This window comes from Rhodopseudomonas sp. BR0M22, assembly GCF_010907035.1.
Taxonomy (GTDB): Bacteria; Pseudomonadota; Alphaproteobacteria; order Rhizobiales; family Xanthobacteraceae; genus Rhodopseudomonas.
Map to the genome: position 1 here is coordinate 66,447 of NZ_QUMK01000005.1, position 13,124 is coordinate 79,570.

At 63.6% G+C, this 13,124-nt stretch carries 12 protein-coding genes; 4 read left to right on the forward strand and 8 right to left on the reverse strand.

The annotated features are described in order from the left end of the window. Positions 1-501: a hypothetical protein gene (locus tag DY468_RS24720; RefSeq protein ID WP_246700864.1), complete on the reverse strand. Its 501-nt coding sequence runs from the start codon at positions 499-501 to the stop codon at positions 1-3. On the opposite strand from DY468_RS24720, the gene DY468_RS24725 reads away from it, so the two are divergent. After that, entirely contained in the window at positions 488-991 is a 504-nt protein-coding gene (locus tag DY468_RS24725) for a hypothetical protein (protein WP_246700865.1), read from the forward strand. The two genes, DY468_RS24720 and DY468_RS24725, sit on opposite strands and share 14 nt — an antisense overlap. A 318-nt stretch (positions 992-1,309) precedes the next feature. Here the strand turns inward: DY468_RS24725 and DY468_RS02785 are convergent, their stop codons facing one another. From DY468_RS02785 to lptF, 7 genes are all read right to left on the reverse strand, one after another. After that, positions 1,310-2,368, reverse strand: coding sequence for an alcohol dehydrogenase (locus tag DY468_RS02785; protein WP_164602166.1), 1,059 nt, complete (start codon positions 2,366-2,368; stop codon positions 1,310-1,312). Between the two features lie 16 nt (positions 2,369-2,384). Next, positions 2,385-3,248, reverse strand: a complete 864-nt coding sequence (gene rsmA, locus DY468_RS02790; RefSeq protein ID WP_164602168.1) for a 16S rRNA (adenine(1518)-N(6)/adenine(1519)-N(6))-dimethyltransferase RsmA — start codon at positions 3,246-3,248, stop codon at positions 2,385-2,387. Further along, positions 3,245-4,261 carry a 4-hydroxythreonine-4-phosphate dehydrogenase PdxA gene (gene pdxA / locus DY468_RS02795; RefSeq protein ID WP_164602170.1) on the reverse strand — a complete coding sequence of 339 codons (1,017 nt, stop codon included), beginning with the start codon at positions 4,259-4,261 and terminating at the stop codon, positions 3,245-3,247. The genes rsmA and pdxA overlap by 4 nt, the downstream gene beginning before the upstream one ends. Before the next feature lie 60 nt (positions 4,262-4,321). After that, positions 4,322-5,242 (reverse strand): peptidylprolyl isomerase, encoded by a 921-nt coding sequence (locus DY468_RS02800; RefSeq protein WP_164602171.1) that lies wholly within the window; start codon positions 5,240-5,242, stop codon positions 4,322-4,324. A gap of 78 nt (positions 5,243-5,320) precedes the next feature. Further along, positions 5,321-7,819 carry an LPS-assembly protein LptD gene (locus DY468_RS02805; protein WP_164602173.1) on the reverse strand — a complete coding sequence of 833 codons (2,499 nt, stop codon included), beginning with the start codon at positions 7,817-7,819 and terminating at the stop codon, positions 5,321-5,323. Positions 7,820-7,827: 8 nt separating this feature from the next. Beyond that, a complete protein-coding gene (gene lptG, locus DY468_RS02810) occupies positions 7,828-8,913 on the reverse strand; it encodes an LPS export ABC transporter permease LptG (RefSeq protein WP_164602175.1) in 1,086 nt (361 codons plus the stop codon). 13 nt (positions 8,914-8,926) lie between these two features. After that, entirely contained in the window at positions 8,927-10,093 is a 1,167-nt protein-coding gene (gene lptF, locus DY468_RS02815; protein ID WP_164602177.1) for an LPS export ABC transporter permease LptF, read from the reverse strand. 413 nt (positions 10,094-10,506) lie between these two features. Here lptF and DY468_RS02820 point away from each other — a divergent pair, with 413 nt between their 5' ends. From DY468_RS02820 to DY468_RS02830, 3 genes are all read left to right on the forward strand, one after another. After that, a complete protein-coding gene (locus tag DY468_RS02820; protein ID WP_164602179.1) occupies positions 10,507-12,009 on the forward strand; it encodes a leucyl aminopeptidase in 1,503 nt (500 codons plus the stop codon). A gap of 10 nt (positions 12,010-12,019) precedes the next feature. Beyond that, positions 12,020-12,472, forward strand: coding sequence for a DNA polymerase III subunit chi (locus DY468_RS02825; protein ID WP_164602181.1), 453 nt, complete (start codon positions 12,020-12,022; stop codon positions 12,470-12,472). A gap of 90 nt (positions 12,473-12,562) precedes the next feature. Then, complete coding sequence (locus DY468_RS02830; RefSeq protein ID WP_205511840.1) at positions 12,563-13,120, forward strand: hypothetical protein; 558 nt, start codon at positions 12,563-12,565, stop codon at positions 13,118-13,120. Positions 13,121-13,124: the final 4 nt, after the last annotated feature.

The window sequence follows — 13,124 nt, forward strand, 5'->3', positions numbered from 1 at the left end:
TCAGGCCGCGGAGCGCTTCTGCGCCAGCGCCAACAATTGCTCGATTTCGTCGGCCGCCGGTGCCGGTTCACGGGCTGTCTCGCTGTCGCGGGTTTTCTCGCCGACGCGGTTCGCCTGAGGCTCGCCGCGCGCCGGCTGACGCGCAGGTACATCGTCCGTGCGAATGCTGTCGTTGGCGACGTGGCGCTCGCGGGCCACTTTGATCCAGGCCGGCGGATCGTTCTCTTCCTGCCACGTTGCATTCTGGCGTTGCTGAGGATTCACCGTCGCCGCGGCAGCCGACGCATCGAGATCGATCGGGCTCGATCTAAAATCGTCAGCGTACATGTCGGCGACGGCCTGTTCGGTGCGGCCAGCCCAAAGATCCGGGCGCTCGGTGGGATCGCGGCGGACGATCGGCTCGGAGCGGCCGAATTTGACCAGCGCCGCGACGATGCCGCCAGCGACGGCCAGAGCCGCCAGAAGTGCGCCGATCAGCGTCGCGATCGTGCTTGCACTCATCGATGTGGCGGACGAGGCGGCCGGCGTCGATTTGGCTGCGACCTTTGCGGCTTTCCGCAGCTTGTCGGCGGTCTCGGCGGAGGCCGGCGCAGCCGTGGCGGTCGTTGGGTCAGACCATCGCTCGTTCATCGTCGGCGTCGGGGGCACTGGTGCGCCCTGCGCAGAGGGCGCTGCGACCTGCTGTGTGGCTTCCGCAGGCGTCGACATGGCCGGATCGGGGAATGGCGAACTGGCTGCGGCGGGGGCCGGATCGCGTCGTTGCGACGGTGCAGCATATTCCGCGCGGGCGTCCGCGACTGAGGAGCGCAGCGTGCTGGGGGCCGATTGCGAGGATTCGGCCGTCGTCGTCGGCTTGGATGGGGAAGGAGTGACCGCGACTTCCGATGCGGGGGCGTCGCTGCTGCCCGCCGGGCTGGTGTCGGATGGAGCGGACGCTATCGGCGCGGCGTCCACCTTTCGCAAGTACCAGCACTTGCGGTTGGCGCTGTGATCGAGCCGGTAAAACCAATGACTGCCGGCCGGTGTCGGTGCGTTTGGGGCCGCGAGGCAGGTGTCCGCATGGGCCGGGCTCGGCACCGTTGCAGCAACCGCAAAGCTCGCGATGGCACCCGCGCCTGCAACGAACAGCAACTTCGCGGATCGGTTGTGCATGGCTTTCCCCAATTCGACACGGACAACGAAGGTCTATTTGTCCTTGTTTTCCGCGAGAAATGGGGTCGCAATATGCCGACAATCCGGTGAGGGTGAGACAATTCGGAGCCTGGCATTGCGGCTCTGGGAACCCGCAATGCCAGGAAGAAGGCGATGATTAGTTCGCGAGCATGATGCGGCCGACGACCTTGCCGGCGCGCAGCTGATCGATCCATTTCTGGACGTCCTGCATCGGCTCTTCCTTCATCGGCGTCGGCTTGATCTTGCCGGCACGCGCGAGCGCCAGCAGTTCTTTGGTCTCTTCGAGGGTGCCGACCATGAAGCCTTCGACGGTCATGCGCTTGTAGATCCACTGCACCATCGGCAAGCTGAACTGGCCGCCCATCAGGCCCGACACCACGATCTTGCCGCCACGCGCAACCGTGCTCACGGCGAAGTTCATCGACTTGTCGTTACCGGCGAAATCCACCACGCCGTCGAAGCCGCCATCGGTCTCCTTGAAGATGCGCTTGGCAACATCTGGCTCCGATGGATCATAGGCCGAGGCCGCACCATTCTTCAGCGCGGCTTCGCGCGCCGCGGGGCTGAGATCGGCCACCGCGATCGGCTGCTTGAACATCGCCTGAGCCAGCGAAAGACCCATCATGCCGACGCCGCCCAGACCGATCAGCAGCAGATTGCGCTGACGAGGCCGGTCCACCAGACGCTTCAAGGCGCCATAGGCGGTGATACCAGAGCACATCAACGTCGCCGCGACGTTGGTCGGCAGCGGATCGTAGTCGAGCAGATACTTGGCGTCCGGGATCAGTACGTGGGTCGCGAAACCGCCGTCGATCGAGACGCCGAGGAAGCGGTTCTTGGCGCACAGGTTCTCGTCGCCGGCGAGGCAGTCGCGGCACTTGCCGCAGCCGATCCAGGGAAACACCGCCTTCTTGGTGCCGATCAGATCCTGCGGCGCGTCGGGCCCGACTTCGGCAACGACGCCGGCGATCTCATGGCCCAGCGTGAACGGCAGCGTCATGCCGCGCGTGGTGTCGAGCTTCTTGCCGCCGCCGAGATCGGCGTAGCCGTCCTGAATGTGCAGGTCGGAGTGGCACAGGCCGCAGCGCTCGATCTTCACCAGCACTTCGCGCCCCTGCGGCTTCGGCGCATCGATGATGGTCTCGCACAGCGGGGCGTCGAATTTCACCAGAGACTGGCGACGCATTTGCGTCATGTCGGGTTTCTCCCTTTCAGGCTTGTGTTCTTATCGCGCGACTATTGGCCAATTCATTCGCCATGGCAACAAAACCGGAGACCGGCACGGTTTCGGCACGACGCGCCGGATCGATCCCGGCGGCTGCTGTGAGCTGCGCCGGATCGACGCCGAGCGATTTGAGGCTCTGACGCAGCATCTTGCGGCGTTGGCCGAAGGCGGCGGCGGCGACTTGTTCGAGCGCTGCGCGATCGCACGGCTCCGGTTGCTGGCGAGGCACCAGGCGCACCACAGAGGAGGTCACCTTTGGCGGTGGCACGAAGGCGGACGGCGAAATGTCGAACAGCATCTGCGTCTCCGCGCGCCAGTTCGCCAGCACCGCAAGCCGGCCATAGGCGTCGTCGTCATGATGCGCGACGATGCGCTGCGCCACTTCGCGCTGAAACATCAGCACCATCATCTCGTACCACGGCGGCCACGGCTCGGCACAGAGCCAGCCGATCAGCAACGGGGTGGCGATGTTGTAGGGCAGGTTGGCGACGATCCGCGCGCGTTCGCCATTCAGCATCGGACGCGGATCGAATTCCATCGCGTCGCCGCTGACGATCTCCAGCCGGCCGGGGTAGTGAGCGGCGATTTCTTCCAGCGCGCCGAGCGCACGTTCGTCGCGCTCGATGGCGATCACGCGCTTGGCGCCTGTCGCCAGCAGAGCGCGGGTCAGGCCGCCCGGGCCTGGACCGATCTCGACGACGGTAACGCCGTCGAGCGGTCCGGCCGCCCGTGCGATACGAGCCGTCAGATTGAGGTCGAGCAGGAAGTTCTGGCCGAGTGATTTCCGAGCGGCGAGGTCGTGCCGCCGGATCACCTCACGCAGCGGTGGCAGATCGTCGATTGCGCTCATGCGGTCTTGGCCGATGCCATGTGTGCGGCCAGCTTCAGCGCGGCGATCAGGCTCGACGGGTTCGCTTGTCCACTGCCGGCAATGTCGAACGCTGTGCCATGGTCCGGCGAGGTGCGGATGAAGGGGAGGCCGAGCGTAACGTTGACGCCTTCGTCGAAGGCGATCGTCTTGATCGGGATCAGCGCCTGATCGTGATACATGCAGATCGCGCAGTCGTAGGTCTTGCGTGCGGCGGCATGAAACATCGTGTCGGCCGGCAGCGGTCCACGCGCGTCGATGCCTTCGCCGCGCAGCATCTCGACCGCAGGTGCGACCACGGCGCGGTCCTCGTGGCCCAACGCCCCGTCTTCGCCGGCATGGGGGTTGAGGCCTGCGAGGGCCAATCGGGGCCGAGCGAGACCTAGCCGGTTGCGCATGTCCTCGACCACGATCCGGGCTGTCGAAACGATCAACTCGGTTGTGAGCTGGCTGATGGCATCGCGCAGCGAAACGTGGATCGTCACCGGCGCCACGGCGAGGGATGGGCACCACAACATCATCACCGGCTGTGGCACGATGCCGTCGCGCTTGGCCAGTTCGGCCAGAAACTCGGTGTGACCCGGGTGGCGGAAGCCGGCCTGGTACAGCACGCTCTTCGCGATCGGGTTGGTGACGACCGCCGCTGCACGGCCTCCGTTCACATCGGCAACGGCCTGTTCGATCGAACCGATCGCCGCTGCCGCGCTGGAGGCGTCCGGTTTGCCGGGAGCGGCCGTCGCCTTCAGCCCGGTCGAGACCACCGGGAGCGCGTCCGCGAAGCTAGCTGCCGCATCTTCTGCTCGAATCTCGGCAATGGCGACATCGAGACCTAGCAGGGCGGCGCGGCGGGCGAGACTGCCGGCGTCCCCCCTGACATAAAATGGAGGGATGCCGCGTTGCGTCCGCAGTAGCCAAGTCGCGAGCGTGATGTCGGGGCCGATTCCCGCGGGCTCACCGAGCGTCAGCACCAGTGGTTTTGCCATTTCGGTCCACATCTGGTCCGCGGTCCGCGCCGCCGACACTGCAGGCTGCGAGAAGCAGAGGCGCCTTTGCGATCAGCGATACTCGATCATCGCAGACTTGCGGACTTCCTGCAGATATTCCTTCGACTTCGCCGTGAACTTCTCGCCGAACATCTTGTCGCGGATCTCGCGCTTCCGAGGGGTGTCTGCGGTCGATTCCTTGCGTCCGCACAGCGCCACCATCTCGATTCCTTGCTTGGTGACCTCCGGCGCGGTGAGGTGGCCGACCGGAGTCTTGTCGAGGATTTCGCGCAGCGCCGGAGGAAGATCCGCCGAGGTCTTGATGACGGTTCCCCGGATCGCAGCATTCGGCAGCGCTTTGAACAAGCGATCGGCCTCCGCGCACGTCGAAACCCGGCCGCGAAGCTGCTCGGCTTCCTTGCGGCGGGCATCGATCGACCCGGAGCCGCGCGACACGATCATCACGATCGGGCGGAGTTGATATTCGTAGCTTTCGACCGCCTTGGAGTCGTCGCCGCCCTTGAGCTGCGACTGAATCTCGCGCTCGCTGATCTGAAGGCTGTCCTTGAAGCGCCCGCGAACCAGGCTGCCCCACACCATCTCGGCCTTGATGCGCGACTTCAATGTGTCCGGCCGAATGCCTTGAGACTCGAGCATTTTCGTCATTTGCGCCGGCGTCATCCGCATCCGCGACGCCATCGTTGCGAAAGACGAGTCGATGTCGGAATCGGTGGGATTGACGCCGTACTTCTTGCCTTCCTTGATCTTGACCTTCTCGTCGATCAGATCGTCCAGCACCTGCTGCCGGGTGTCGTTCTTGTGAGACAGCCGATTCAGTTTCGAGCGCTGTTCGATGTCGAAATTGGTGATCGGCTCTCCATTCACCATCACGACCACCGACTGGGCCTTTGCCGCAACCGTTCCAAGGCCCGGGATCGCTACTGTGCAGCACAGCGCCAAGCCGAGGATGCGAAGAGAGAGCTTGCTCGTCATAGGTCGCGTTTGCCTCACAGCCAAAAGGGATGTTGGGTCGCCGCGAGCCGGAAACGGTTCAGGCCCGCGCAGCGCGCGTTATTGGCCGAACAGGCCGCTCGATGCCGCAGACAGGCTCTGCTGCATGGACGTCATGCCGATCGTCCGTAGTCCGAGCTGCAGCATCACGGAGTGGGTGAGCGTCGGCGTCGTTCCATAGTTGGCATACGAATATCCGGTCACGTAGTTCACAGCCAGGACGAAGCAGTCGTCCACGTAACCCGCGCCGACGATATATTGATTGATCCTGTTCGCCTCAAGATCCCAGCGGGCCCCGCCGGAGACCACCCAATTCGAGGCGAGCTTGAGCGAGCCGGTTCCGAGAATGCCCTGACGACGAGTCAGGAAGCCGAGATCCGGTTGCGCAGCATAATTGCCGTAAATCATGCTCACCGACCAGCGATTGAAGCTGGCGCTGGCCTCGGCCTCGAACCGTTCGACATTGAACGTCGCTTCGTTGAGGCGGGCACGGGTGGTGAACTTGTAGGTCGAGTTCGGTGAGTAAGACACCCGGCCGACATAGTCGGATTTCGGCTTGGCCAGACCCGAGTCGAGGCCCGTATTGGTGGCGTCGGCGACAGCGAACGAATTCAGGCCGAACAGCTGATAGGACTGGCCGAACAGCACATTGATCGAACCGCCCTGATCGAACTGCGTCGTCGCCTGGACGCCGACGTTTGCGCGACCGCCACCTTCGACGCGGTCGTAGCCGGAGAACTTGTCGACGCTGAACAGATTACTGGTGTCGAACACCATGGTCTGAGCGTCTTCGTTCGGCAGCTTGCCGGCGTAGGATTCGTTCGGGCGGATGATGACCTGCGCGATCGGTTCGATCGTGGTCGTGCCCCACGGCTGCACGTTGATGAACGGGTAGCGATATTCGAGACCGACGGTCGGCATCAGCCGCATCGTCTGCGTATCGCCAGGGGTCAGGTAGTTCGACACGCCCGGCTGGTTCGAGATCGAGGCGTCGATCGCGTCGGCGCGCAACGATGCGAACGGCGTCCAGATCTGGCCGTAGGGATCGGTGAACGAGCGCCGCCAGTCGGCCTGCGCCGTCAGCCGGGTGTAGGTGCCGGGAACGCCGCGCAGCAGACAGCTCGACGGCAGTCGGGCCGCCGGATCGGCAGAGGTGTTGAGGCACAGCCCGGTTGTGTTCGCGATCGTCGTGACCGGATCGAACTGTGCGGTCTGCCGGCTCAGGCTGGTGAGGTTCGTCTTGTAGCTGAACTCGCCACCGAAGATGTTCTGATCGAGCGTCTTCGAATAGTCGAGCACCGGGTGCACGACCGGGATCTGGCCCTGAATGTCCGCCGACGCCCAGCCGAGATAATAGATCGCGCGAATATCGAAATACGACCGGTTGCCGACGCCGGTCAGATAGATCTGCGAGGTCGCCTCGGTCGACTGATTGAGGAACGTGCCCCAGCTATCGCGATACTGCGCCAGCCGATAGTCGAGGAAGAACGCGCGATCGGACATCAGCACGCCTTCCCAGCCCCACACCCACTTATCGTTGAGGGCGAACTGGCCCTGGGTGTCGACGGCGCCGCGAAGGTCGCGATTGCCGGGATTGCTGCCGAAAGCGGCTGGGTCGGACTGATTAATGCCGTAGGCGCGGATCTGATAGGAGCCGTCCAGCAATCGTTGCCGGAACTCGCCCTGCATCAGGACGCCCTGCTTGGTGGTCACGCGCGGGGTGAGCGTCACGTCGTAGTCGGGCGCCAGCGCCCAGTAGAACGGAATTTCGAAGCCTGAGCCGAACGTAGAGTTGCTCGTATAGAACGGCATCAGGAAGCCGGTTTTACGCGTCACCGTCGGGTCGGGTGTCGACAGATACGGAAGATACGCCAGCGGGACACCGAAGAACTCGATCCGGGCATCCTCGAAATAGAGCATCTTGTCGGTCTGGTCGTGGATGATCCGCGCGCCTTTGACCTGCCACAGCGGCGGCTTCTTCGGATCGTCCTTACACGGCGCACAGGCCGTGTAGACGCCGTTCTGAAACACGTTGTAGTTGCCGCCGGTGCGGTCTGCGCGCGAGGCGGCGATCCGGGTGTCCTGCGCGGTGTCGACGCGGAGCGAATCGACGAAGCCGTCGCGATAATCATCCGACAGATCGAGGAAGTTGGCGTAGGTGATCTTGCCGTCCGCATCGGTCATGCGGACGTTGCCCTCGGCGCGCAACCGCTTGGTGTCCTGGTCGTAGACCAGCCGATCGGCCTCGACGGTCGTGCCGTTGTAATACATCTGCACGTTGCCGACCGCGGCGACGCGCTTGTTATTGTAGTCGTAATTGACCTCGGTGGCCTGAACCAGCATCTGGCCGTTATTGGCAGCCGGCGGCGGCTTCGGCCGGGCAGGGCGCGGATTGTAGCTATAGCCCTGGGCCGACGCAGAATCGATCGCGACCGCCTGCATCCCGCCCGCGAGCGCGAGCACGGCAAAAGGCGTCAGCAATACGGCCGTCACCGCACGTTCACGGCGCACCTTGGTACGCCGACGCTTGGTCGACAGTTTTCCACGGAGGGCGGCCATCGGAGCCACTATCCGTCCTCCTGATAGAGCAAGGCTAAAAATCCAGCGAGACCGCCCACACAAACGGGCAACCACGCTGCAGCAAGCGGATGCATCAGTTCAGCCTTACTCAAGTCCTCAGTCACTTTCGAGAGGATATAGAGCAGAAAGCCTGCCGCCACGCCACTCAAAACCATCTTTTGCACGCCGCCGAAACGGAAGAATCGCAAGCTGACAGAAGCAGCTAGCATGACCATTGCGGCCAACAAAAACGGCTTTGCCAGCAGCTTGTGGTACTGCAGGCGATAGCCCGCCGTCGCGAATCCGGAGTTCTCCGAGGATTTGATGTAGGACGGAAGTTGCCAAAAAGACACACTTTCCGGCGTGGCAAAGCTGTTCCGGACCTGCGCCAAGGTCAGCGACGTGGGCAGCAAGAGGGTATCCTGATCCACCGGAGCGCTATCCAAGGTATAAAGGCGTACATTTTTCAGCAGCCAATGACCCGGCTCCAGCACTGCTTCGCGCGCCTCGATTCGGTCCTTGAACTGGAAATCTGGCTCGAAGCGAAACACCGTGATCCCGGTCAGAACCGCCCCCTGCTGCTGGCTGCGTGCAGCGTTGATGATGGCTTGTCCGTCGGCGCTGACCTGATTCATCCAGAAGCCGTTGGCGTCTTGCAGCCCGCCGGTGTTTTCACCGAACATTTCGGCTTCCATCTGCTTGGCCCGCTCCTGCATATGCGCCGACAGCGGATTGAACACTGCGGTGGCGAAAATCCCGATCGCGATCGCGCTCCATAGAGCGGGTGAGATGAACTCCCAGGCCGATAGCCCCGCGGCCCGCGCGACGACCAATTCGAGGCTGCGCGACAGCGCCAGATAACAGGTCATGCCGCCGATCAGGATGCAGAACGGCAGCAGCCGCTCCAGCAATTGCGGCACCCGGCAGAATGACGCCTGTGCGACGTAGAATGCCGACACTGCAAGCCCGCCGGCGCGGCGCAGCAGGTCGATATAGTCGACGAACACCAGCAGCACGAACAAGCCGAAAAACACGCCGAGCGAAGCGATCACGAAGCGGCGGGCGAAATAGCGTCCAAGCGTGTTGACGACCATGGCGTGCCTCGCGTCAGGCGGCCGCCGGTCGCCGGATCAACCGGACCAGCGAGGCGTTGAAGCTGTTCAGCGCCTCGGTCAGCCGCGCCGGTGGCTCGAGCACGACGTTGCGCTTGATCAGCCACAGGCACGTCGCGATCGCGACCGCCAGCAGCAAGTATTGCAGCCCCGCGACATAGGGCGTTTTGTTTGCGATCACCGACAACGCAAACCCCGCAAGCCGCACCAAGAAGGCCACCAATACCGCGCCGACCATCGAGAAGGTGCGACTCTGGCGCGTCGTCCGAGCCAAGCCGAGGAAGGCAAACGCCACGGTGGCGAAGAAGAAGGGGTAGATCGGGGCGAGCAGCCGGTCGTGCATTTCCGATCGGAATTCGGTCGGCAGGCGCGCCAGCAGCGGATCGTTCGCCGGCGGCCACAGCAGCTCCCAGAGATACCGTTCGCGGATTCCGTAGGAGACGTCCCGGGCGCGGGAGAACTTGGACATGTCGAAGGCATAACGGCTGAACGCCACCAGCGCCGGTTCCTGTTTGCCTGCCTGGAATCGCTCGAGGTGGCCGTCTTCCAAGACCAGGAACGAGCCTTGCTCGTTCTTCAAGACAGTGCCGTGATCGGCAATGATGCTGACCCGTTCGTTCGGGTCGCGGGAGTCGTCGATAAAGACGCCGACCAGCATTCCGCCTGGCTGTCTTTCACGCACGCGGATCGTCAGGCCAGGTTCGAGCTGCGCGAAACGGCCGGGCTGGAGCACATTGGCGAGCACGTCGGCGGTGATCTCGCTGTCCCAGCGCGCAATCCGGCGCAGCCCGTCCGGCGCGATATAGGCGCCGATCACGATCACTAGGGCGGCCACCACCAGCGTCGCGTAAAAGAACGGCCGGAACAGCCGGATGGGCGACAGTCCAGCGGCGTTCATGACGATGATTTCCGAATCGGTCGCCAGCCTGTTCAGCGTGTGGGCGACCGCGATCATCAACGCGATCGGCGCGATCACGAGCACCAGCACCGGGACGGCAAGGCCAGTGAGGCCAAGGAACGTCACAATGGTCTGGCCCTGACTCGTCATCAAGTCGATGCCGCGCAGCGCCTGGGTGATCCAGATCACACCCGTCAGGCTGCCCATCACCACCGCAAACGAAATCAGAGTCGTGCGGAAGATATAGCTGTCGATGGAGCCCATCGTCTCAGTACGATCCCCTCGGATCCGGATCTAACGGCCGCCCGGATTCATCATGAATCCTCCCCAGGGCGGAAAGCCCGGCCTTGTCCCAGCCTGTCATTACCATCTGTCTGATCTGTCAACAAAATGGCCGCGCCGCGGCGTGTCGGGGATATGGTTAATGGTGCGCGACCGTCGCCCAAAGGACACAGGTCCGACCGTCGCGGCGCAGATGCAGCGATCACCGCTCGCCGGCTCTCTCATAGTGGGCTTCCATCCGTCTCGAGGGCCTGAGCGCATTCCACTTTCCCGTGACGAGAGCAAGGCTTCAGATGTTGTCTTGACTTGACGCCTCAACGCTCCAAAACAACAACTTTGGACCCGCGACTGCCGGGATCATTTGTCGCCGACAGCCTGCTTCAGGAGGAATGCCAATGTCCGACGCCGTCAAGGTCGGTTTCGTCCCGTTTTCTGCGCCTGCGCGCGGCACTCTGATCGTGTTCTGCGACGACGCTTTGAAGTTCGGTACGGCCGCGACCAAGGCCTTGGGCGTTGCAGTTGCAACCGTCAAGCGCGCTGTCGCGAGCAGCCAGTTCAAGGGGAAGGCCGGTTCTGCATTGGATCTGCTTGCACCGGAGGGGCTGAAGGTCGGGCGGTTGATCGTCATTGGCGCAGGCAAGGTCGCGGCGATCAAAGACTATGATCTGCTCAAGCTCGGCGGCGCGGTTGCCGGCAAGATCGGCGCTGCCGATACGGCCGTGACGGTGATCGCGGATCTGCCCGGTGCCGCCATGCAGCCCGAACAGGCTGCTGCAATCGCGTCGGGCATCCGGCTGCGGGCCTACAAGTTCGACCGCTACAAGACCAAGAAGAAGGACGACGATTCGGGCGCGGTGAATGCCAGCGTCTCGATCGCGGTGGCGGATCCGGCGGCGGCGAAAAAGGCCTTCACGCCCGGCAGCCATGTTGTCGATGGCGTCATCCTGGCGCGCGAACTCGTCAACGAGCCGCCGAACGTGCTGTATCCGGAAGAGTTCGCCAAGCGCGCCGCGCAACTCAAGAAACTCGGCGTCGAGGTGCAGATCCTCGACGTCAAGGCGATGACCCAGCTGAAGATGGGCGCGCTGCTCGGCGTCTCGCAGGGCTCGGCGCATCCCGGACGCACGGTGATCATGCGCTGGAACGGCGGCAAGAAGGGCGAGCAGCCGCTCGCCTTCGTCGGCAAGGGCGTCTGCTTCGACACCGGCGGCATCTCGATCAAGCCGTCGGCCAGCATGGAAGACATGAAGGGCGACATGGGCGGTGCCGCCTGCGTCGTCGGCCTGATGCACGCGCTCGCCGCACGCAAGGCCAAGGTCAATGTCGTCGGTGCGATCGGTCTCGTCGAGAACATGCCGGACGGCAATGCCCAGCGCCCCGGCGACATCGTCACTTCGATGTCCGGGCAGACCATCGAAATCATCAACACCGACGCGGAAGGCCGTTTGGTGCTGGCCGACGTGCTTTGGTACGTGGCCCAGAAGCACAAGCCGAAATTCATGGTGGATCTGGCGACGCTGACCGGCGCCATCATGGTTGCGCTCGGCACCGACTATGCAGGCCTGTTCTCCAACAATGATCAGCTTGCAGAGCACCTCACCGCGGTCGGTCAGTCGACCGGGGAGAAGGTGTGGCGCATGCCGCTCGGACCGGAATACGACAAGCAGATCGATTCCCAGTTCGCCGACATGAAGAACACCGGATCGCGCAACGGCGGTTCGATCACCGCGGCGCAATTCCTGCAGCGGTTCGTCGACGGCACGCCGTGGGCACATCTCGATATCGCCGGCACTGCGATGGGCGCGCCGAAGAACGACATCAATCAGAGCTGGGGCTCGGGCTACGGCGTCCGGCTGCTCAATCAGCTCGTGGCGGAGTACTACGAATCCAAGAAGTAATCGCACCGCGATGACCGAAGTGCTGTTCTACCACCTGCAAGGCAGGACCATCGAACAGGTGCTGCCGCCGCTGCTCGAGAAATCACTCGCGCGCGGCTGGCGGGTGGTGGTGCAGTCGACCTCTGAGGAAAGGGCCGATGCGCTCGATTCTCACTTGTGGACCTATCGTGAGGATTCGTTTCTGCCGCATGCCACCTGGCGTGTGGCGGATGCGGCGCATCAGCCGATCCTGCTGACGGCGGGCGAGGGGAGGCCGAACGAAGCCAATGTTCGGTTCCTGGTCGACAACGCAGCGCTTCCAGCGGATTCGGACAGCTACGAGAGAATCGTTCTGCTGTTCAACGGCGAGGATGACGAGGCGGTGGCGCTGGCCCGCGACGCCTGGAAACAGTGCAAGGCGCGCGCGTTCGACGTCACCTATTGGCAGGCCGACGAGTCCGGCCGTTGGCAGCGTCGCGACTAAAACGGGTGTGGATCGCGCCACCAGATTGTCGAGGCGATGTGGGGCTCGTCACGGTGGTGCCGTAAATCGATGATTGGACAAGAGCTTAAGATGTCTGTTGGGGCGCGTTCGACCGTGTATCAGAAGTTTTCCGTCCGGCCATTGTTCGTTGCGCTCGCAGTTGCGACGCCCGTGCTCGCGGGCTGCTCCGGCACGCCGGAATTCCTGTCGCGTGACGCGGATTGGTTTTCACGGCCGGGGCGGGTGTTCATCAAGAACATCTCGATCGAGACGCCGCCTTTGACGCCGGATAAGCCGATCACGCCTGACGATCTCATTAGTGCCGACGGCCGCTGCTCGGGCATGGCGCCGGCGCCGGGTGACCCCAATGCACCGCAGGACGGTCAGGTCGCGCCGCTGTCTCAAGGCGGAACCGTCGCCCTCGGCCATACCGAGTGTGACGTCGCACGCGGGATCGGGGCGCCGGATCACGTCAGCCTCTCGAACAACGAGCGCGGCGATCGTTCGACGGTTCTGACCTACAACCGCGGGCCACGTCCCGGCATCTACACCTTCACCGCGGGGCGTCTCACCTCGATCGAGCGTGTTCAAGAGGCCGCCCCAGAGCGCAGGCCGACCCGGGCCAAGCGGCGCGGGCATTCGGGGTAGTCGC